General features: G+C 34.4%; 16 protein-coding genes, 2 tRNA genes and 1 pseudogene. 1 reads left to right on the forward strand and 18 read right to left on the reverse strand.

Going from position 1 to position 22515, the window contains the following annotated elements; genetic code table 11:
- Window positions 1-80 precede the first annotated feature (80 nt).
- The 12 genes and pseudogenes from KA894_RS11195 to KA894_RS11250 form a co-directional block, all read right to left on the reverse strand.
- Window positions 81-1256 (reverse strand): annotated as a pseudogene (locus KA894_RS11195) (type I restriction-modification system subunit M); the annotation flags it as partial.
- Between the two features lie 19 nt (window positions 1257-1275).
- Complete coding sequence (locus KA894_RS11200; RefSeq protein ID WP_210133974.1) at window positions 1276-2406, reverse strand: hypothetical protein; 1131 nt, start codon at window positions 2404-2406, stop codon at window positions 1276-1278.
- A 126-nt stretch (window positions 2407-2532) separates the two neighbouring features.
- On the reverse strand, window positions 2533-3012 hold the full coding sequence (rlmH, locus tag KA894_RS11205) for a 23S rRNA (pseudouridine(1915)-N(3))-methyltransferase RlmH (RefSeq protein WP_096807964.1): 480 nt from the start codon (window positions 3010-3012) through the stop codon (window positions 2533-2535).
- Window positions 3013-3881: 869 nt separating this feature from the next.
- On the reverse strand, window positions 3882-4682 hold the full coding sequence (locus tag KA894_RS11210; protein ID WP_096807963.1) for an MBL fold metallo-hydrolase: 801 nt from the start codon (window positions 4680-4682) through the stop codon (window positions 3882-3884).
- A gap of 469 nt (window positions 4683-5151) precedes the next feature.
- On the reverse strand, window positions 5152-5934 hold the full coding sequence (locus KA894_RS11215; protein WP_107643882.1) for a two-component system regulatory protein YycI: 783 nt from the start codon (window positions 5932-5934) through the stop codon (window positions 5152-5154).
- The gene (locus KA894_RS11220; RefSeq protein ID WP_096807961.1) at window positions 5935-7275 is read right to left on the reverse strand and encodes a YycH family regulatory protein; all 1341 of its coding nucleotides are present in this window, start codon (window positions 7273-7275) and stop codon (window positions 5935-5937) included.
- Window positions 7265-9097, reverse strand: a complete 1833-nt coding sequence (walK, locus tag KA894_RS11225; RefSeq protein WP_103373107.1) for a cell wall metabolism sensor histidine kinase WalK — start codon at window positions 9095-9097, stop codon at window positions 7265-7267. Before walK ends, KA894_RS11220 begins: the two co-directional genes overlap by 11 nt.
- A gap of 13 nt (window positions 9098-9110) precedes the next feature.
- Entirely contained in the window at window positions 9111-9812 is a 702-nt protein-coding gene (gene yycF, locus KA894_RS11230) for a response regulator YycF (protein WP_096807959.1), read from the reverse strand.
- 343 nt (window positions 9813-10155) lie between these two features.
- Window positions 10156-11562, reverse strand: coding sequence for a DHA2 family efflux MFS transporter permease subunit (locus KA894_RS11235; protein ID WP_103373108.1), 1407 nt, complete (start codon window positions 11560-11562; stop codon window positions 10156-10158).
- A gap of 392 nt (window positions 11563-11954) precedes the next feature.
- On the reverse strand, window positions 11955-12416 hold the full coding sequence (locus KA894_RS11240) for a MarR family winged helix-turn-helix transcriptional regulator (RefSeq protein WP_107643879.1): 462 nt from the start codon (window positions 12414-12416) through the stop codon (window positions 11955-11957).
- Between the two features lie 319 nt (window positions 12417-12735).
- Window positions 12736-12808 (reverse strand) — tRNA-Asp (locus tag KA894_RS11245).
- Between the two features lie 8 nt (window positions 12809-12816).
- Window positions 12817-12891, reverse strand: a tRNA-Glu gene (locus KA894_RS11250).
- Between the two features lie 673 nt (window positions 12892-13564).
- Between KA894_RS11250 and KA894_RS11255 the strand changes: the two genes are divergently transcribed.
- Window positions 13565-14785: a macrolide family glycosyltransferase gene (locus KA894_RS11255; protein WP_119487769.1), complete on the forward strand. Its 1221-nt coding sequence runs from the start codon at window positions 13565-13567 to the stop codon at window positions 14783-14785.
- A 108-nt stretch (window positions 14786-14893) separates the two neighbouring features.
- On the opposite strand, the gene KA894_RS11260 is transcribed toward KA894_RS11255, so the two are convergent.
- The 6 genes from KA894_RS11260 to metX form a co-directional block, all read right to left on the reverse strand.
- Window positions 14894-16177: an adenylosuccinate synthase gene (locus tag KA894_RS11260; RefSeq protein WP_107643877.1), complete on the reverse strand. Its 1284-nt coding sequence runs from the start codon at window positions 16175-16177 to the stop codon at window positions 14894-14896.
- 291 nt (window positions 16178-16468) lie between these two features.
- Complete coding sequence (gene dnaB, locus KA894_RS11265; protein WP_096807954.1) at window positions 16469-17872, reverse strand: replicative DNA helicase; 1404 nt, start codon at window positions 17870-17872, stop codon at window positions 16469-16471.
- A 30-nt stretch (window positions 17873-17902) separates the two neighbouring features.
- A complete protein-coding gene (rplI, locus tag KA894_RS11270; RefSeq protein ID WP_096807953.1) occupies window positions 17903-18349 on the reverse strand; it encodes a 50S ribosomal protein L9 in 447 nt (148 codons plus the stop codon).
- Window positions 18346-20313 carry a DHH family phosphoesterase gene (locus KA894_RS11275; RefSeq protein ID WP_096807952.1) on the reverse strand — a complete coding sequence of 656 codons (1968 nt, stop codon included), beginning with the start codon at window positions 20311-20313 and terminating at the stop codon, window positions 18346-18348. The genes rplI and KA894_RS11275 overlap by 4 nt, the downstream gene beginning before the upstream one ends.
- A 14-nt stretch (window positions 20314-20327) precedes the next feature.
- On the reverse strand, window positions 20328-21239 hold the full coding sequence (locus tag KA894_RS11280) for a DUF2232 domain-containing protein (protein ID WP_103373112.1): 912 nt from the start codon (window positions 21237-21239) through the stop codon (window positions 20328-20330).
- 297 nt (window positions 21240-21536) lie between these two features.
- A complete protein-coding gene (gene metX, locus KA894_RS11285) occupies window positions 21537-22505 on the reverse strand; it encodes a homoserine O-acetyltransferase MetX (protein WP_103373113.1) in 969 nt (322 codons plus the stop codon).
- Window positions 22506-22515: the final 10 nt, after the last annotated feature.

Raw genomic sequence — 22515 nt, forward strand, 5'->3', positions numbered from 1 at the left:
TGTTTTTGTCGTTAAAAACATTGTACCGTATAATGAATGTTATTTGGCCTTTTTACTTTTACACATTTATCCGGACTTTATCTTGCATCGATAAAGAGGACTTCTTTTTTACGTTCATTTTTGCCATTCTTTTCTTTATCTTTTGAAATAAACCATAAACAAACTGGTATTTGTGTTGAGTAGAATAATTGACCTGGTAAGGTTACAATACACTCTACTAAATCTTGTTCGATTAAGTTTTTACGAATTTCTAATTCATCTTTACCACTTGTAGACATTGAGCCATTTGCTAAAACAAATCCTGCAGTACCACTCGGTGCTAGCTTAGAAATCATGTGTTCAATCCACGCATAGTTAGCATTTCCTTTTGGAGGGATACCAAATTTCCAACGATGGTCATCTAGTAATTTTTCTTGTCCCCAATCACTCGCATTAAAAGGTGGATTAGCAAGGATAAAATCTGCTTTTAGCCCCTTGTGTAAATCATTATGGAACGTGTCAGCATGATGGTCACCTAAATCACTATCAATACCTCTAATAGCCAAATTCATTTTTGCCAATTTCCAAGTGGTTGGATTTGATTCTTGACCATAAACCGCAATATTATCTAAACGTCCTTGGTGACGCTCTATAAAACGTTCACTTTGAACAAACATACCTCCAGAACCACAACATGGGTCATAGATTCTACCTTCATAAGGTTCAATCATTTCGACAAGGAGCTTAACAATTGACGCAGGTGTATAGAATTCTCCCGCATTTTTACCTTCAGCACTTGCAAACTTTGCGATGAAGTATTCATAAACACGACCTAATACGTCTTGTTTCTTACTTTCAGAATCGCCAACTTTGAATGTAAATAGATCGATAATATCGCCTAATTTTTCTTTATCTAATGCTGGTCTTGCGTAATCTTTAGGTAACACGCCTTTTAATGACTCATTTTCTTTTTCAATTGCTATCATTGCTTTATCAATAATTTGACCAATTTCTGGTTTCTTTGAATTATCGTTAATATATTGCCAACGTGCTTCTTTAGGAACCCAGAAAATATTCTCTGCTAAATACTCATCTTTATCTTCTTCGTCTGCATATTCATCATTTTTCAATTCTTCATATTTTTCTTCAAAAGAATCAGAGACATATTTCAAAAATATAATACCTAACGCTACATTCTTGTATTCTGCTGCATCCATACTGCCACGTAATTTATCTGCAGCTTGCCATAACTTTTCTTCAAATCCAATTGTTGCCATATACTTTCTCTCCCTTTTATTAATAGTGGTCTATATTTATCCAGTAATCTTCAACATCAAATTCATATTCTTTTAAATTTTTAATACCTTTATCATTTAATTGAAAACTACAATTTGCACATTTAACTGTATATATACATTGAAAACTATCTTCTTGTTCATAAAATTGAACATTACCTTGTTCATCCTCGTACTCATATTCATAAATATCAGTAATTACTTCTTTAGTGTATGTTACTAAGGACATCGCAGCACAACATGGACATTTTAAAATTTCATTGGTAAATGTAAAACTATTATTCAACTCTGCTTGTGCTAGTTGGTTAGCGCTTTGATTTCTCGAATCCATAATGCTACCAAAACCTTTACCATAATGGCTGTAATAGGATGCTCTACCAAGTTCTTTTAAGACAGCAATTTTATCAATCGCTGGAGATTCATTTTTAAATTCTTCAATTATATCTTCAAAAGGATTAATTTCTAAACTGTTTTTATTAAATCTCCAAATTTTATGGCTTCTATATTTTTCCTTATATTCTGAAACTTCTAAGCATTCTTTTACTAAGGGTAAAATATATTGTCCTATTAAAAAGTCAAACGCTTCATATTTAAGCATTACTTTTCCTTGATGCCATATTTTATTTCTTAAGTAGTTTAAATAATCAAATTCTGATCTATGCTTTGCTAAGAATTTGAATTTTACTTCTGGTTTTAATTTAATTACTTCACAGGCCCTATTAAGTGATTGACTAAAACTTAAGCTTTTTAAATTTTTCAATTCATTGTCAGATAGTGGTATTTGTTGAATGAATTCTTTGCGTTTTTTCTCAGATAATGGCATTTTTTGAATGAGTCTTGTTATTAATTCTGAATCATCTGATATAAATAAGGGCAATAATTCTTCCTCATCTCTCAATAGCTCCTTTAAGATTAATTCAAAAAAGTGATGAAAATGTAAAATAGTTTCTGAAAAATTCTCATAGTAATCCTGTTTATGACTATAACTATACGTTCGTTTGTCAAAATTTTCTCTTATACTTTTATAACTACTAAAATACGATTTTAATCCTATATTTAAAGAGTTTAAAATCACATCATTATTGTCATTATCAATTTTAAATTCATTGTTTTTGATGTTCTTAAGTTTCATTTATTTTCTCCTGATAATTATCTTTCTTCTAATTATATCAAAAATACATTAGATAATGTTTTTTTAGATATTATAATTAGATTTTTAGCAAAATTATTGATAATCAGAAGCATATCAAAAACCGCATCACTTATGATACGCTTCCCCTCGCATAATTTTAAACGCACGGTAGACTTGCTCAATTAAGATGACGCGCATCATTTGGTGTGGAAAAGTCATTTTACTAAATGACAAGGCGTAATTGCTTCTGTTTAAGACGTCCTGGTGTAAACCATTGGACCCGCCAATAATAAATGTGAAGTCGCTTTGTCCTCTAGTCATTCGTCCTTCTATTTCTTTAGCTAATCCTTCAGACGTCAGCATGTTCCCTTTAATTTCTAAAGTTACCACTGTAGATTGTGGTTTTACTTTTGCTAGTAAACGTTGGCCTTCTTTTTCTTTGACTTGTTCTACTTCTTTATCACTCATATTTTCAGGTGCTTTTTCATCTGGTACTTCTATAATTTCTATTTTTGAATAAGCACTAAGTCTTTTTTCGTATTCAGCTATTGCTTGTTTCCAGTATTTTTCTTTTAGTTTACCTACTGCAAGTATAGTAATTTTCATTATTTGCCTCCTGTAAAAGCTTTAAGAATCAGTAGTTATTATACTTATCCACAAGTTATTCACTTATTCACACTATTCCCTCTTATTATAACAGGAATGTATACGATAATTTAAAAATATTTACGATATTTTCACGATTATACGTGTATAACTTGTTTATTTGTGGATAACTCTGTGTATAATGTGGGTATTTCTATATTAATTGTGCACACCTCTGGATAACTTTGCATAATTTAGTGGATAAGATACTGGGTGTCTTACATACTTATTCACATAATTTACGTATTTTTTACATTTTGTCTGAGTTATTCATGCTATAAGCGAAGTTATCCACTGTTTATAAATTATCAGATAAATGCATATATGTATAACTATGTTATTAGCCTACTTTAAATTATTTTATATTCCAATTATCTTTTGTTTTAATTTCTTAACCACAAAAATAGCCTATACTCTCATTGAAATATAGGCTAAGACTTCTATCATATTTTATTTGTATAGATACTGAATATATATTCGTTACTTAAAAAATCACTAAACTTATGCCAAATTTAAGATTACAACAACTTGCTGTTGGCTACATTTAGAAATGCTATGTCCTACATCTTATATGAATTTACATTAGTCCTTGGCAAACGCATTAAGAGCCGCTAAACTTTTTGGTTAAGCCTACTAAACTACGGTTTACATTAGCTGAGGCATTAAGAAGCGCTAGGTCCCACAATATATCTTAGGTTTACATTAGCCCTTGGCTAATGCATTAAGAGCCGCTAAACTTTTTGGTTAATACTACTAAACTACGGTTTACATTAGCTGAGGCTAATGCATTAAGAAGCGCTAGGTCCCACAACCTATGAGACCAAGCGCTTCTATAGTGTATATATTGGTGTGGCTTGTGCTTTGTCTGTGTCGCAGAGGAGGACTTCTTTTTCTGTATCGATATCGTGTTCGTTTAGGACTTGGCCGACACTCATGCGGGCAAGGTCTTTCATGTTGTTATCTTGTGATAAATGGGACAGGTAAATGCGTTTGGTGCTGCCTGTTATGACATCTGTCATTGCATGTCCTGCATCTTCGTTGGATACGTGTCCCATATCGCTTAGGATACGTTGTTTGGTTTTCCATGGATAACCGCACATGCGCAGCATATCAACGTCGTGATTGCTTTCAAATACGAAAGCGTCGCTACCTTGAATCATACCTTTCATGCGGTCTGAAACGTAGCCTGTATCAGTAAGTATCGTGAATTTTTTATAATTATTATGGAAAATATAGAATTGTGGATCTATGGCATCATGAGATACGTTAAAGGACTCGATATCGAATCCTGCAATAGATTTTGTATCGTATGGATTAAAAATGAATTTCTGATCCATTGGAATTTTACTGTCTTTCTTTTCAATCGCTGACCATGTTTTTTCGTTTGCGTAAATGGGCAAGCCGTATTTACGTGCTAAGACACCGAGGCCTTTGATATGGTCTGAATGTTCATGTGTCACTAAGATGCCATTTAAATTTTTAATTTGTTTGTCGATTTGTCCAAATAGTGCTTCCATTTTTTTACCTGTTAAGCCTGCATCGACAAGGATACTACCTTTATCACTTTCTACATAAGTGGCGTTTCCTGTACTACCACTCGCTAATACACTCATCCGTATCAAGCGATTCACCCTTTCTAATCTAATAAACCTATTTGCTTATATGCTTAAAGGCAGTCTACGGTTTATATGCCCTTAGCATGCCTTCCGTCTAATTATTGATGTTTTTATAATAGCTAAAATGAATTTTAAAATATGTACTTATCACTTTTTCACCATTTATAGGTGTTTTGAATTCATTTTTATAACATGATATCGTCTCGTGTTTTTGCACATTCATACATTATCATTTAACAATAATCTATTTTAACATACTTTGATGCTTAAACTGAGTTTATTGTTTAATAAAACAGCTCATTTTTAAAATGCCGCTTCTCTATTTTTATAGAAAAAGAGCGGTATAGAAATCAAAAATGATGCGTTTAATTTCGTATATCCGCTCTCTTATCGTCAGTGGTTAATACAAGTTTTATAAAACTGATTGATACTACTGCACAATGTTTTTAATCACGCTGCAAAAACTACAAAAATATCACTCTTATTATTCTTCAATAATTTTCGGGCTATCTGATATAGCTTCGACGTAGTATGTCTTGAGCTCATTTGCATGCTTAACTTTGACTTCCCAATTGGCTTCTAATACTTGAACGTTAGGCTCTTTAACGACGGTGTAGTAACCCAGTCGGATGTTGGTCACTTCATCGTTGCGTTTGAGGTAACGATTGTAATAGAGTGCTTCAATTGCACTTCTCGCTGTGTTTACTTGTTTCTTATCATTATTGGCACCTTCTGAAGGCGCTATGGTTTTCATGGCTGTTTGTCTATAGCTGGAAGCTTTGCCATCATCATTAATGTTAAATTCAAGTTTGGCTTTGCTATTATTCATTATTGGAAAATTGTTGTATGTCTGTTCGAATGTGACGTGATCATCGTCAATCTTACTCATTTCATAATTTTTGCCTTTATAAACACTATCTTTAACATAAGATTTTAAATCTGTATATTGGTCGTTACTGACATCAATAGGGTTGTTAATATCACCTTTGATTTTTTGACCAGAATCTTCACTTGTTACATGTGAACGTGATTTAGCATAGGATGAAAAGTCGTTAGATCTCGCGGTCAGCAACTGCATTTTAATATTTTTAACGGTTGGTAAGTTATCAGGAATTTCAATTTTTTCTTGTTTAAAGTTAACTGCGTTTTCGTCGGCGCTGTCATTAATGTGTGATTTATTCACTTTATCAATATAGATAATGATGAGGCTAATGTTCACTAGAATAAATACAAAAATAAATAAGGTTTTCGTGTGTTTCCAGTTCATTTATTCTAGCCCCCCATCTTTGTATGCAAGCCATTGGCCATCGTACTCTACATACCATTGTGGATTGAATTCACTGTTGCGTTGAATTTCGATATCGCCGTTATCTTTCTTATCCTCCATGCTGTAACCTATGGTCATATTGGTTACCTTTTCGAATTCTATTTCAGGATTATTAGCTAGTTCAGAACGGACCGTTTCAGCACCAGGCAAGTCTACTTCCTTTTCACCACTATCAATGGTTACATTGGCTTTTAATAGTGTACGTGCGTAACCAAAAATACCTTTATTACCCCAAGATACTTTTAATGTGTTTAAATCGTCATCGTTAAATGTTGGTCGACCATTTAAGAACATTTGATATGTCAATTCACCACGTTTATTGTCGGTGTGGAATAATCTGAAATCATCGGTAAAACCACCGTGATTATTGATATATGCATAGGTACTTGGCATACTGTCTTGCATATTATTTGAACGAGCTTCATCTTCTGAAAGATTCGTATAGCGATATTTTTCAGTTTCATCGTTGTAATTTGCAACGCCTGTATTGTTATTGTAAGTCACTGAACCACTTCTTGAACTACGTACAACAACTGAATCATTAAATAGAATAGAATTCATTGTATCTACACTAATTCGATTAAAAATCGTGTGATAAGATTTTTGTCCTTTTGGTGATTTAGGCGCAAAAATATGTGTTGCCTTATCGATAGTATCTTTATTCGTAATAATTTCTGTGTATGGTTGCATTTGTTGTTGTTGTTTTTTCATCGCTTGTGAAAATTTATCTGCTTTAACCGTCGTGGTCATGCGTACGACGTTATGTCTATCTTTACTAATAGCATAAAGTTTAATCTTACCATCTTGATTATTATCGATTAAAAGACGATCAAATTTAAAGTTGTTTGGTACTTTAGCATTAATATTTAAAACTTGTCCTAAGTATGTGGCTAACGGCATATCATACGTAAAGTCTAATACTAAAAATTCATCGCTTAAATCTGGAATAATTAAATTATGGTTACTGTGCATTTGTTCAGCATGTAAAACGCGGTGGTTTTTTAACGGCTGAATCGTTTCTTCAACATTGCTACGTGTTGCTTCCATACCTTCTGTGTTTTCGCCTTTAGAGTGAATGACTTGATATGGCGTAACCACTTGAGACATCCCTTGGTCTAAAGGTTTACCAATTGTATTTGATTTTGCTTCTTTCTTACTATTATCATCTTTATCCACGTTCGCTAAATCAGGTGAAAAGTTCCATGTCATATACGTTAAAATAGCGCTCATCAATACTAAAAGAAACAGTATGATAGATTTAATCAACTCTTTACTCTGCATCCCAATCACCATCTTCTAGTACTTCACATGGAAGTGTAATAAAGATTGACGTTCCTTGTCCTTCTACACTATTCGCCCAGATACGGCCATTGTGCGCTTCGACAATTTCTTTAGAAATCGCTAGTCCTAGACCTGTACCACCCATTTTACGTGTACGGGCTTTATCCACACGGTAGAAACGGTCAAAGATTTTATCTACTTTGTTAATAGGGATACCAATACCATTATCTTTAACACGAATTGTCATACGATTATAAAGCGCGTTCTGTTTCACGTGAAACTCGACGCGTTTATCACCACGTGAATATTTCATCGCGTTGGTAATCACATTGTCGAACACTTGTGTCATCTTATCTGGATCAATTTCTGTAAAGATAGTTTGATTTGGAATTTCACGGACAAATGTCGTGTCTTTAGCAGACATTTCATGACGGTTGATAATTTTATTGATAAACATATTGAAGTCGACAATTTCTTTAGTGATTTGGTCTGATTCATTGTCCATTTTAGATAATTGTAGTAAATCATTTACAAGTCGAATCATACGTTCTGTTTCTTCACGTGTGACGGATAAGAATTGTGGCGCTAATTCATCGTCTTTCCATGCACCGCTTTCTAAGGCCTCGATATAACTATTCATTGAGGTTAATGGCGTACGTAGTTCATGTGACACATTTGCTACGAATTCACGGCGTTCTTGTTCAACTTGTTGTTGTTCCGTAACGTCATGGAGCACAGCAATATAACCTGTCACGAACCCAGTTTCTTGTACGATTGTGCTGAAGTTAACACGTGCAATAATACCTTCACTTTCATTGATATCCAATAAGAAACTATCGTTGTTTTCTTGGATTTCATCTAATGAGAAGTCTTCTTCTAATTTAAGCATGTTTAACATATAATGACCGATAATGTCTTCTTTTTTCATGCCCATCATTGTCAATGCCATGTCGTTCACAATACGTACACGACCACGGCGATCGGTTGCGATAATACCGTCACTCATATGTGTAATAACTGAGTCTAAACGGCGTTTTTCACTCTCAGTATTTGCTTGTGCTTCTTGTACTCGTTTTGAAAGGTTATTGAAGGCTAGCGCGAGTTCACCAATTTCGTCATTACCATATATTTTAACACGTTGCGTATAATTACCTTTAGACATTTCCACCGTTTGGTTACGCATATCTGTAATTGGTTTGGTAATTGTGCGCGCAATAAAGAAACCTAATATAACTGTGATTAAAAGAGAGATACCTGTCCCAACAATAAATATCTGATTGATATTACTTAATTGGTTATAAACATCGTTTATATCTGCTTCAATATAAACATTACCAATCGTGCCGTCGTTTGATGTCTTCACTGGTAAATTGTAGACCCACACACGCTGTTTACCGTTACCATAGTCTTTTAATACCGTATGGCTATTAATTTCCCCTAAAGATAAGGCTTTTTGTATAGAACTATCATTAGCTTTTTGATTAATTAGACTACGCGTAGACTGCTTCGAGGTAGCCATAATAATTTGGTCTTTATCAATAAAACGGATTTCTTCTATTTCTTGTCTATTCGCATACTCATTTAATAAGTTTTGTACTTCTTTTTGAGCATTAACTGAGTTATCTTCGTCATAGACTTTTTCAATATTGATTTCTATTTGTTTCGCGTACTGCGAAATATTATTTTTAAATGTTTGCGTTAATTCTTTTTCTAGACTATTGGTAAAGTATAAACCGATTATCTGCATTCCGATTACGATTAACAATACATAGACAATAACAAGTTTCGTGTGTAACGATTGAAAATGTTTAAGCCATTTCATTTAACACTATCCCCTAATCATGTTGTTGGAGGAAATATCCAACACCGCGGCGTGTCACTATATATTCTGGATGAGATGGATCATCTTCAATTTTTTCACGCAAGCGGCGAATTGTTACGTCTACTGTACGTACGTCACCAAAATAGTCATAGCCCCAAACCGTTTGTAATAAATGTTCACGTGTCATTACCTGACCCATATGTTTAGATAAATAATGGAATAATTCAAATTCACGGTGTGTTAATTCGATATCTGCACCGCGTTTTTTAATAGAATACGCATCTGGGTAGATAACAATATCTTTGATTGTAATTTCATTAGACGCATCATTCACTTCTTGTGCTGGTTGCGAATAATGGCGGCGTAAATTTGCTTTTACACGTGCGATTAATTCACGCGTACTAAATGGTTTCGTTACGTAGTCATCAGCCCCAAGCTCTAGCCCTAAAACTTTATCAATTTCAGAATCTTTTGCTGTTAACATGATAATTGGCATTTCGTATTTTTTGCGGACTTCGCGACATACTTCCATACCATCACGGCCAGGTAACATAATATCTAATAAGACAATATCTGGTTCTTCATCGTATATTAAATCTACTGCGTCGTTTCCGTCGTACGCACAGTATACTTCATAGCCTTCTTTTTTTAAGTTGAATTCTAAAATATCAGCAATTGGTTTTTCGTCATCTACTACCACAACTTTTCTAGCCATATTTATAAACCTCATTTCTAAATTGTAGTACATTTACATAAATTTCTACGCATTTCTCTATAATATAATTTACCATTTATAGCGTGCTAATTCTATTTTTCTATACAAAAAATAAAATTGGTATATTGTAAAATTATAACATTTTTTACTATTAAATGGGTAATTATCATAAATTATAGTCATATTCAGTCTATATAAAATGATATCATTGTTCGACCTTATTGCCTATAGCGCAAAAATAAAGTGATACATATCACAGAAGGCGTATGTTTTGTCATTCTAATGCTTTTAGTTATGACTGAAACATGACGGCCTCGATCCTGTATATGCATCACTGATAGAGTTATATTTTTTTAGTTTTTTTAACGAACAGCGATAAGATAAATCCGATAACTGTCAATCCAACAATAAAGAAGCATGCGTATTGAATACCGTACGCCAGTATGACCTCTTGTTCAGCATTGGGATGGTTTGTACCAAATGCATGCATCGCAGTCGTATAAATGGTAATCGCGATGGCAGTACCAGCTGAACCTGCCACTTGAATTAAAGTCGTAATCGTCGCCGAACCGTCTGCGTAAAGGTGATGAGGTAATTGATTTAAAGCATTTGTCTGTGCTGGCATCATCACCATAGATATACCAAAGAAAAGCACCATAAACGCTAAAATAATAGCCCAAACAGGGGTAGAAACTGAAATCATCAATGCAAAGGCCATCGCTGCAATAAACATCAGTAAAAATCCAATAATGCCAAAATATCTTGCGCCGAATCGATCGAATAAAGACCCTACCACAGGTGATAATACTAAATTGATAGCATTACCTGGCAATAAGATTAAACCGGCTATAATGGAATTAAATAGCAAAGCGCCCTTTAAATAAAGTGGGAGTAAGATACCCATAGAAAGTACGCATAAAATAGTTACAAAAACCATTACAGTACCTAAAACAAACATGGGATATTTGAACACATTTAAATTTAACATGGGCGAATCGATTTTAAATTGACGTGCAATAAAGATTGCCAATGCAACGACGCCTATAAGTAGTGGTAGCCATACTATGATATTTGTAAAAGAGGCTTCTGCTAAAGAACTTAATGCAAAAATTAACCCTGCAAACCCTACCGTAGATAAAGCAATAGAAATGATATCGATTTTAGGTTTTGTAATTTCGCCTACATTTTCTACCTTCGAAATAGCTAATAATAATACAATAATATATAAAATAGCACTAATCCAAAAAATAAAATGCCAACTTGAAGCAGAAATAATAACACCTGAAAGCGTTGGTCCAAGAGCTGGTCCAGCAGTAATAACCAGTCCCATGATCCCCATTACGGCGCCCCGTTTTTCTATAGGGAATATAAGCATTAATACTGTTACCATGATTGGTAATAAAATCCCTGTACCGAGTGCTTGTACGATACGTCCTAATAAAAGGAATCCGAAACTCGGTGCGAGTGCACCAATAATGACACCTAATAATGATAACAGAATACCAGTAATAATCAGTTGTTTGGTATTAAACCATTTAATTAAATAAGATGATGCGGGGACTAAGCAAGCCATTACGAGCAAGTACCCCGTCGTAAGCCATTGCACGACTGCAGCTGAAACTTGGAAATCTGTCATAATATCTGTTAAAGCCATATTTAACGCTGTTTCACTAAACAGACCCATAAATCCACCAATCATAAGTACGAGTGCGTACATTTTTGGATTTTTTACTTTTACTTGTGTAGCCATTTAATATACTCCTTTTAATGGTCAAATGAAGTATAAGTATCATTGAGAGACTTAAGAATGCTTAATATGTATACATAATGCATTGGTACACGATATGACTAGTAATCATTCTTTTTAAAAACCTCTATGTTCATAACTTATTCCTATATTACCATTCAAATTTATTTGTATGATTGAACATTCACAATTTGAATTTTGAAATTTATACATTGCCATTTTCATTGGTATGTATAGATATTTTAGTTGCTTCAAAGCAATGTCCTTGAATAATCAACTTACTTACTGTAGCAAAATTTTATAATTATTGTCAACTAAGTTGACGATAATAAATTTAAAAATAAAAGTATTGAAGCCACATTTTATGAAATGGCTCAATACTTCATTCGTTTCATTTATTTAGGGTCATTCTCTTTTAAGTCTTTGAGTTGCCAATCTTGTTGTAAAATCATTTTAAAAGTCTGGAATTGCTCGGGACCTATCATCGCTTCAATATGTGTTTCAATTGATTGTTTATAAGTCATATAGTGTTCTATACATTTGATGCCTTGATATGTCAGTGACACACATTTTTCTTTTTTATTATGGGTCATATTTTTAACTTTAACCAATTCTTTTTCTTCTAATTGTTTAATTGATTTATGAATAGCTTGTCTCGTTAAATTCACAGCTTGTGTTACTTCTACAAATGTTAATGTGCTTTCATATAGTTTAGCCATGATATACCATTCAGAACTAGAATTGTGTATGCCATTGATGTCGTTTGCTTTAGTTTCTATAATATTTCGTAATTCACCGTGTCGTTCACTGATGGTATCTAGCATATCTAAATCCTTTAATTTTGGATCTACAGTCATCGTCTCACCTCACGTTTATCCCACTTATTACTTTCTAGTTTAACCTTTTTGATTTTAATTGTATAAAAAAGCGTTATAGCAAGATGGTAACCAAGTAAAATATATTTCACTAAAATGAGTGCGTTGGTCTGTCTTGGCAAACACTATCAAAATTCATAAAAGATGGCATGAGCTTAAGCACGTAATAAGTGTCGCTTTTCGAAAGCTTGTTATAAGCGTATTTTTATCTCAGTCGTTTACTCCCTATATCAGGTTCAAATTTGACATGTTTTATGTTCAAACCACATAAAAAAATGCCCATCCTATTGGATGGGCAATACGGTCTCGACGGGAATCGAACCCGCGATCTCCTGCGTGACAGGCAGGCGTGTTAACCGCTACACTACGAGACCTAAAAAAATGGTGACTCCTACGGGACTCGAACCCGTGTTACCGCCGTGAAAGGGCGGTGTCTTAACCGCTTGACCAAGGAGCCTCTCTTAAGCACAAGATAAATTATATCAACTCTTATTAAGGATGACAAGCTATTTTTAAAATTTATTTAGTATAATTTTCTAACATTAATGTATAAAGTAAGAAAACAACATTAAACACTGACAAAATAGTATTTATCCGCCTTATTTATCTTTTTAAAACGGATGTTATTTCGGTTATAAACCTCATTTCATCTTTATTTGAAAATCATTTATATTTTAAAATCTAAATAATAAATACAAAATATTTTTGTTTTAAATATCTTTTGCTAAAATTATATCAGAGCAGGGCAAAAGTCACATTTTCTAAAATGATGATGCCGCCCCGCCAAGGCTAGATGACTAAGACGTGTTACAAAAGATGAATCGCTTATATAAGTATTACTCGTCTTTATAGAAGACTATACGAGCTCAAGGTTATGTATACGTTTTGCTATGGCTAAAAGATGACATAGGCATGAGCCCATGTATAAGTAGCAATCGCTAAAGCATAAAAGGGGATATAAGTGCTAAGGTGCTTACATAAGTTCTACTCCTCTTCGTAAGTAAGTGATTCATGAACCAAACTCGTGTATAAAAAGTGCGCTTTATCATCTACTACCTATATCATATTGATGTCGAGATACCGAGACTTTATTGAGGTCACGGCCTCACAACATACAAGGAGGCGCAATATTGGCAAAAATATTATTTGTTAACCCAGGTTCTGCTGGGCATGTTAATCCAACCATTGCAGTTGTTAAAGAATTAGTGAAACGTGGCGAAGAAGTCGTTTATTATGCAAGTGATTTGTACAAAGATAAATTAAGTGAAACAGGCGCTGAAATTAGAACATTACCTACAGAAGCTATTATGAGTGCATTCACTCATCATGAAAATCATCACTTATTTAATGTCATTAATGGCTTATTGAGAACAGTAGATATTATTGTTCCACGCATTTTAAGAGAAACTAAAAATGAACATTTTGATTATATGATTCATGATTCTATGTTTAGTTGTGGCTATATACTTGCACAGAAATTAAATTTACCATCTGTTTCATCTGTTTCGTCTTTCGCACATACAAAAGCAACATTTGATACATTTATAAATCATTTAACTTCTACCGTGAATGCTGAGGAAATCCAACAAGCTGACGAAACATTTGAAGTATTAAAAAATCACGTAGAGAGCACATATAATGTCATTGTTCCTTCACGTTTTGAAGTCATGAATAACCCGGGAAATATTAACATTGCTTATGTGATGAAAGGTTTCCAAATCAATTATGATACTTTTGATCCAAATGATTATAAATTTGTTGGACCTTCAGTACTTAAACCTAATGTTTCTGGATTTATGGACCAAATCGGTACAACGCGTCCAGTCATTTATATTTCCCTCGGGACAGTTTTCAACCAAAATGCTACTTTTTTCAATCATTGCTTTAAGGCTTTAGCAGATATTGATGCTTCATTCGTCGTTTCAATTGGTTATCGTAATCAACTCGAAGATTTTGATATGATACCATCTAACTTTACCGTTGCACAGTACGTTCCTCAAACAGAGTTATTACAACATACTGCCTTATTCTTAACCCATGCAGGCATGAATAGTACAAACGAAGCTATGTTGATGGACGTGCCGATGTTAGCTTTTCCGCAAAGTGCCGACCAACCTGTTGTCGCCCAGCAGATTGAAAAGTTAAATATTGGTCGTCAATTAAATACAGAAGATATAACGCCAGAGCAATTAAAACAAACTGTGCTGGACATGCTAGCAGCATTACCATATTATCAACAAAATATTAAAAAAGTTAAATCTGTACAATCTAGTGATAAAACAGGTTATCAATTAGCAGTTGATCATATTCTAAACTTTCGTGATCAACACTTAACACAATCTAATATTTAAACAAAAAGCCCCTTGCAGATATGCTAATTTGAAATAGCCTTTGCAAGGGGTTTGTATATTTAAAATTTTATTTTTAATTCTAAAGGTTTGGGCATCTAACTAAGTAGCTTACCATAATGATTTCAATAAGTTTGTTTGGTTACGGTCGGGCCCTACAGAGAAGATAGAAATTTGAACATCACATAATTCAGAAATGCGTTCTAAATATCTGCGTGCGTTCATTGGCAATTCTTCTAATGAACGGCAACTTGTAATATCTTCTGTCCAACCTGGTAATGTTTCAAAGATTGGTTTGCAACGTTGTAAATCTTTCAAGTTCGCAGGGTATTCTGTGATTTCTTTACCATCTAATTCGTATGCTGTACAAATTTTCACTTCTTTAAGACCTGTTAACACGTCGATAGAGTTAATAGAAAGGTCTGTAATCCCGCTTGCACGACGAGAGTGACGTAACACGACTGAGTCAAACCAACCAACACGACGTGGACGTCCTGTAGTTGTACCGTATTCACGGCCAACTTCACGAATATGGTCTCCATCTTCATCAAATAATTCTGTTGGGAATGGGCCATCACCAACACGTGAGGTATATGCTTTACATACGCCAATAACTTTCGATACAAATGTTGGTCCTACACCGCCACCAACAGTGACATTACCTGCAACAGGATTACTTGAAGTAACAAATGGATACGTACCATGATCGATGTCTAACATTACCCCTTGTGCGCCTTCAAATAATACTTTTTCTTCAGCTACAAATGCGTCATCCAAAACTTTTGCAGTGTCTGTAACAAACTCTGCTAAGCGTTGACCTGCAGCATAATAAGTTTCGAAAATTTCTTCAAATGATGGACACGCTTTATCAAACATGCCTTTGAAGTAGGCTGATTTGTATTCAATATTTTCTTTTAATAATTTTTCAAAAGTTTCTTTATCTAATAAATCAGCAACACGGATGCCAATACGTTGTGCTTTATCTACATAAGCAGGGCCGATACCTTTTTTCGTAGTGCCAATTTTATTATCTCCACGGCGTTCTTCTTCATATTCATCTTGTTTTATGTGATAAGGTAAAATAACTTGAGCGCGATTAGAAATACGTAAATTATCTGTAGAAATACCTCTTTCATTTAAACCGTCTAACTCTTTCAATAATGCGACTGGGTCGATAACGACGCCATTACCAATCACTGCTAATTTTTCTTTATAAAAAATACCAGATGGTACTAAGTGCAATTTATATGTTTCTCCACCAAATTTAATTGTGTGGCCTGCATTGTTACCGCCTGAAAAACGTGCAATAACATCTGCTTGTTCAGCTAAGAAATCTGTGATTTTACCTTTACCTTCGTCTCCCCATTGTGTCCCAACGACTACGATTGATGACATATGAGCACCTCCAAGTTTTTCTCAATTAACCATTAAGTATTCTACCAATACCAAACCGATATTGCAAACAAAAATCGAACATTGATTTTTTACGTTTTTTTAGTTTTTGGTAAATATCCAAATTTCACTCAACACACTATAAACTGACTGTTATCAAGGTTTTCAAAGACTTTTCTTTCAAATGCTAATACATACTTCATAAAATAATAAAGAATCAAACACAAACAAAAACCGTACAATAAATAAACCTGGTTATTTATTGTACGGAAAAAATAATTTTATTTCTTTTTCTTAACCCATATCTGCATGTGCATAATCGATGTCTGTAAATTTATTATATTGTTTCATAAAGTGTAGTTTCACAGTACCTGTTGGGCCATTACGTTGTTTGGCAATAATAATTTCAATCTCGCCGTTATCGTCATTGGTTTGAGGTTCATAGTTCGTATCTCCATCGTCGTCTTCCTCATCTTCGCCACGATTATAATAGTCATCACGGTATAGGAAGGCAACGATATCGGCGTCTTGCTCAATTGATCCCGATTCACGAATATCGCTCATCATTGGTCGCTTATCTTGACGTTGTTCTACGCCACGTGATAACTGACTTAGTGCAATGACAGGACATTCCATCTCTCTCGCAATCGCTTTGAGCGTACGCGAAATTTCAGATACTTCTTGTTGTCGGTTATCTGAAAATCTCGAGCCGCTACCTGATATTAATTGAAGATAGTCTATAACGACCATATCCAAGCCATGTTCTTGTTTTAAACGGCGGCATTTTGAACGGATATCTGTAATTCGAATACCAGGTGTATCGTCAATAAATATCTTCGTTCTAGATAATTTACCTACTGCAATCGTAAAACGATTCCAGTCTTCTTCGGTCATCATACCTGTTCTTAAACGGTTGGAATCGACGTTCCCCGAACTACAAATCATACGTGTTGCTAATTGGTCAGCACCCATCTCAAGTGAGAAAATACCTACTGAAAAATGGTCTTCATGCGTAGCTACTTTCTGAGCAATATTAAGTGCGAAGGCAGTCTTACCAACAGAGGGTCTAGCCGCTAAAATAATTAAATCATTGCGGTTAAAACCAGCTGTCATTTGATCCAAATCTCGATAACCAGTTGGAATACCCGGCGTTTGACCACTATTTTGGTCAAGCAATTCTGCGTTTTCATATACTTCTCCAAGTACGTCTCTAATATCTTTAAAGCCGTCGCTTTCTCTTGTCGACGATAATTCTAAGATACGACGTTCGGCATCGTTTAGTATTGTATCTAATTCTAATTCGTCATTATAACCGTCGTTCGCAATACTATCAGCAGTTTGTATTAATTTACGTTTTGTTGCGTGTTTAAAAACGATATCTGTATAGTATTGAACGTTTCGTGTTGTTGGTACATTACTAGATAATTCTGCTAGATATTGTGGGCCACCCGCTTCATTTAGTCGCCCTTCGTACGACAACTGATCCATAATTGTAACCACGTCAATATCTTTATTATCTTCGTTGAGGTTCATCATGGCTCTAAAGATGTGTTGATGTGCGCCTCTATAAAAGGACTCAGGAAGTAAAACTTCCTGAGTTCTGTTTATCAGTTCCGGATCTATGATAATGGCACCTAAGACAGATTGTTCAGCCTCATTACTGTGGGGCATTTGATTTTGTTCATACATTCCATCCATTATGATTACACCTCATATCTCAATCCGTTTTTATTGTTCAACTGTGTGTACACGAATTGTACCTTCTACTTCTTTATCTAATTTAACTGGCACATTTGTGTAACCTAACGCATGGATACCATTTGGTAAATCCATTTTACGTTTATCTAATTTAATATCGTGTTGTTGTTGTAAAGCTTGAGCGATTTGTTTTGTGCTTACAGAGCCAAATAATTTTCCACCTTCACCTGTTTTAGCAGATACTTCAACTTCAATATTACTTAATGTTTCTTTTAATTTTTTAGCATCTTCAATTTCTTGTTGACGCTCAGCTTCAGCAGCTTCGTGTTGTTTTTCTAATTGTTTTAAATTACCTGGCGTCGCTTCAACTGCATAGTTTTTCTTCAATAAGAAATTATTTGCATAGCCTACAGGTACGTCTTTAACTTCGCCTTTTTTACCTTTGCCTTTAACATCTTGTGTAAATATTACTTTCATGTATTTTCACTCCTACTCATTTGTTCTGTTATTGCTTGTTGTAATTGTTCTATTGCTTCTTCGACAGTTACATCTTTTAATTGGGTCGCTGCGTTAGTCAGGTGACCACCGCCACCGAGTGCTTCCATTGTCAGTTGAACATTAACTGCACCAAGCGAACGGGCAGACATACCGACTAGGTTATCTTCTCTTCTAGCAATTACATAAGAAGCCTCTACGCCATCTAAACTTAACAGTTCATCAGCAGCTTGTGCAACTGTGACAGGATGGTAGATTTTTTCATCTGAACCGTGCGCAATGGCTACACCGTGATCTTGTAACTTCACTGTTTGAATTAATTCTGTACGATTAATATACGTATCTAAGTCGTCTTTCAAGAAATGCTGCGTCAAGATTGTATCAGCACCATGTGCCCGTAAATAACTTGCCGCATCAAATGTTCTTGAGCCTGTACGTAATGTGAAATTACGTGTATCTACGATAATACCTGCAAACATAATCGTCGATTCTAAACGTGTTAATCTTTGTTCTGTCGGTTGATATTCTAGTAATTCTGTCACTAGCTCTGCGGTAGAACTTGCATATGGTTCCATATAGACGAGTAATGGGCTAGAAATAAAGCTTTCGCCACGTCTGTGATGATCAATCACAACTTTACGATTTGCTTTATTTAAAATATTTTCATCAATGACCATTTCTGGTTTATGTGTGTCTACAACCACTAAAGTTGTCTTAGATGTCATAATATCCCATGCTTCATCTGATGTTATGAAACGATCTTTGAGTTCTGGTTTTTCATCTACAGCATCCATTACACGGCGTAATGTCGGATCAATATCCGAATCATTTAACACAATGTAAGCATCTAGATTATTCATCATAGCGAAGCGTGATACACCAATCGCTGCGCCTATAGCATCTAAATCTGGGCGTGTATGTCCCATAATAATGACTTTATCGCCTTCCATTAAAATATCTTTTAATGCGTGGGAGATAACACGTGCTCTGACACGAGTACGTTTTTCCATTGGGTCAGTCTTACCGCCATAGAAACGCACATTCCCATTCATATTCTTAATCGCAACTTGGTCACCACCACGCCCTAGCGCTAAATCGAGTCCAGATTGTGACAATTCTCCTAAGTCGATTAAATTCTCAGAACCTTCACCTACGCCAATACTTAACGTCAATTGTGCACGGTAACCCACGCTTTTTTCGCGTAATTGACTTAGTATACTAAAGTTAGACGCTTCAACTTCATCTAAAATATGTTGATTTAAATAAGCGACAAATTGATCAGAACTATACCGTTTGAAATAGATATTATATTCTGTCGCCCATCTACTTATCACACGCGTAACCATTGAGTTAATCTCTGATCGTTGTGTGTCATTCATATTTTGAGTGATTTCATCGTAGTTATCTAAAAATAGTGTGGCAATGATTGGTTTAGATGCTTCGTATAATGCTTGTGTGTGTACTTCTTCTGTTATATCGAAGAAATAAAGTACGTGTTCTTTTTCTGAATATCTTACACGGTAGTGATATTCATTTTCTTGAATTTCAACTTCTTGTGTCTTTTCTAATTGCTTTAAGATGTTAGGATATACTTCGTTGACTGGATCAGAAATAACATTTCGATCCAAACGCTCTGACATAAATTGGTTCATCCACTCTATGTTTTCATTTTCATCTAAGATAATCATACCAATCGGTAGCTTTTTAATAGCAGTGTTGCTACTTGCTGAAATTATTCCGCTTAGACTATCTACATAGCTATCCAGTTTTTGTAAAGCTTGTCTTACCATCAGTGCTGTCCCTATAATAATCACAAGTAAAACAACGGTGGCTATACCTGCAATCAATTGATTAAAAATAAACCAAACGACTACAAGCGCTATCGCTGTCAATACCATGATTATAAATGGTAAAATCAACGCTTTTTTAGTGGATTGACGGTTCATTCTTCCACCTCAAATCATTTTTTAATGATACGTTTTAAATTGATGCATAAATCTACAAAACCCAGGAGACTTACAATATGTGTTAATGGTGTTAAAATTGTCCCCACCACCATTAGAATGATAGTAAGTGCTGGCGGCATTGATTTTGCCTTTCCGAAAAAGTGAATCACACTTAACCCCTGAATATACATACATAATGATAACACAGTTTGAAAGTTTAATACGATAGTTTGAAATGCGCTTGGCTCGGTTGAAAACATAACACATATTAATACAATAATATATATCCATAATACAGAACGCTTCATTTGCCAAGCGTATAATGGTTTGAATATGGGCGTAGCGATTTTGAATTTACGCAAGATTGGAAAAGTAATAATTAAATTGATTAATATTAATAGAAAAACGCCAATAATAATATAACTTGGTAATTGAACTGATGATTGGCGGAATGTTTCTTCAAACATTTGTTTATAATCTGCGCTTACAGAAGCGTTAGCAATCACACTATACATCTGGTCTTTAAATGGTTTAATTAATGATGTAGCGTTTGGTATTTTTTTTAATGCTTGTAACATCATAAATGCAATTAACGCAATAATACTAATATACGTTGTTGTTATATAAAGTATACGTTCTTTAGATGTACGTTCTTTTAATAATTGACCCACTACAAAACTCACTACAAGCAAGAGGATCATAATGCTTAACACGAATATATTACCCAGCAATGTTGTTAACACAACTGTAACCACCGCTGTAAAAGCAAATGATTCTACAGATTTATGCCATAAAATAATACCTGGAATTGTTGCAAATAAGCCTAACAGCAACCCAAGTGGTGGTAATATATGTAAAGCTAAAGCCACTATAATTAACGTAATCACACTAAGTATAGTGGCTTTAGTATCTATTTTAGAAAACAAGTTCGCCACTCCTATACTAATTTTGTCTATGTTTATTATTTTAACCTCTTTAAAACTTTTATACAATTATTGACAATCCTTTTTAATAGAAGTTCCACTCAAACTATAAAATTCAAAAATAGACTAATACTTCAAAATGTACTTTTACGCATTAATTTGACCAAAATGCCTCATTTATTTCTGATGTTATGCCATAAAAATAAGACGTCCTGGTAAGGCAATCACTTCACTCTTTTAATCAACTAGAAAGCCATCTTCCAGACGTCTTATTTTTCCACGTACATCGTAACCATATATTTATTTTCTTTTGAATTTGGATACTTTTAAGAAATGATATAAATTGGGCGCCCAATCATTAAAATTAAGTAAAAAGCCATCATGTCCTACATTGTCCGGTACAAAGAAGTGTTTATGGTATTTAAAGCGAGCACCAGTCGCATATACCAAATCATCTGGATATAATAAATCATCTGTAAATCCCATCGTCATGACTTTAGTATCAAGACGTCCAAATACTTCATCTACATCTTTGCGATCTCTATCTATATCATGGCTATCTAAGACATCCAGTAGTGTTAAATAGCTCAATGGGTCAAAGTTTTTCTTGAATTTGTTACCTTGGTGTTTTTGATAATTCACAACTTGGTCCGGCGTAAAGCGTCTATCATAACTCTTAGACGAACGATAAGTTAAAAAGCCAAGTTGTCTTGCTATACTCATACCCTCGCTGTGATCTAATTGAATTGCTTGTCTAGCAATTTCATTAAATGCACGACTATATGAAGATGTTTTGTCTGTAGCAGCTAAAATAACTGCCTTATCGACCTCAAATTTATGGTTGTATAATAATTCTAATGCTTGCATGCCACCTAAAGAGCCTCCAATTAAAATATTAATTCGATCAAACCCTAACGTTTTAATACCTAATTCAATTGCATGTACAATATCTCGTAAAGTTAAATGTTTAGGAAAGTCTGCATCTGTATGTGCCGAACTAGAACCATATGGGCTCCCAATGACATTGAATGTTAAAAATTGATAGTCATGAATAGGCATATAACCACCATCTATAATGCCTCTCCACCACCCTGGGTTATCATCCGTGCCATACGTCAAATGATTACCTGTTAATGCGTGGCATACCAGCACTAATGGTTGCCCTTGATACCCAACATGCTCATAACGTAATTTCAAATTTAAAATCGTTTCACCTGATTCTGTTGTAAATGGCCCTAATTCCAATGTATCAACTGTATAATTTGTCATCATTTACCTC

The sequence above is a fragment of the Staphylococcus sp. GDY8P131P genome, from assembly GCF_017891975.1.
In the GTDB taxonomy this organism is placed as follows: domain Bacteria; phylum Bacillota; class Bacilli; order Staphylococcales; family Staphylococcaceae; genus Staphylococcus; species Staphylococcus nepalensis.

Coding starts and splice junctions, on each gene's coding strand:
- KA894_RS11275 (WP_096807952.1), bottom strand. CDS start 20,313: ATGAACCGTCAATCCACTAAAAAAGCGTTGATTTTACCATTTATAATC.
- rplI (WP_096807953.1), bottom strand. CDS start 18,349: ATGAAAGTAATATTTACACAAGATGTTAAAGGCAAAGGTAAAAAAGGC.
- KA894_RS11240 (WP_107643879.1), bottom strand. CDS start 12,416: ATGACTGTAGATCCAAAATTAAAGGATTTAGATATGCTAGATACCATC.
- metX (WP_103373113.1), bottom strand. CDS start 22,505: ATGACAAATTATACAGTTGATACATTGGAATTAGGGCCATTTACAACA.
- KA894_RS11235 (WP_103373108.1), bottom strand. CDS start 11,562: ATGGCTACACAAGTAAAAGTAAAAAATCCAAAAATGTACGCACTCGTA.
- walK (WP_103373107.1), bottom strand. CDS start 9,097: ATGAAATGGCTTAAACATTTTCAATCGTTACACACGAAACTTGTTATT.
- KA894_RS11260 (WP_107643877.1), bottom strand. CDS start 16,177: ATGTCATCAATCGTAGTCGTTGGGACACAATGGGGAGACGAAGGTAAA.
- KA894_RS11215 (WP_107643882.1), bottom strand. CDS start 5,934: ATGAACTGGAAACACACGAAAACCTTATTTATTTTTGTATTTATTCTA.
- yycF (WP_096807959.1), bottom strand. CDS start 9,812: ATGGCTAGAAAAGTTGTGGTAGTAGATGACGAAAAACCAATTGCTGAT.
- rlmH (WP_096807964.1), bottom strand. CDS start 3,012: ATGAAAATTACTATACTTGCAGTAGGTAAACTAAAAGAAAAATACTGG.
- KA894_RS11220 (WP_096807961.1), bottom strand. CDS start 7,275: ATGCAGAGTAAAGAGTTGATTAAATCTATCATACTGTTTCTTTTAGTA.
- KA894_RS11200 (WP_210133974.1), bottom strand. CDS start 2,406: ATGAAACTTAAGAACATCAAAAACAATGAATTTAAAATTGATAATGAC.
- dnaB (WP_096807954.1), bottom strand. CDS start 17,872: ATGGATGGAATGTATGAACAAAATCAAATGCCCCACAGTAATGAGGCT.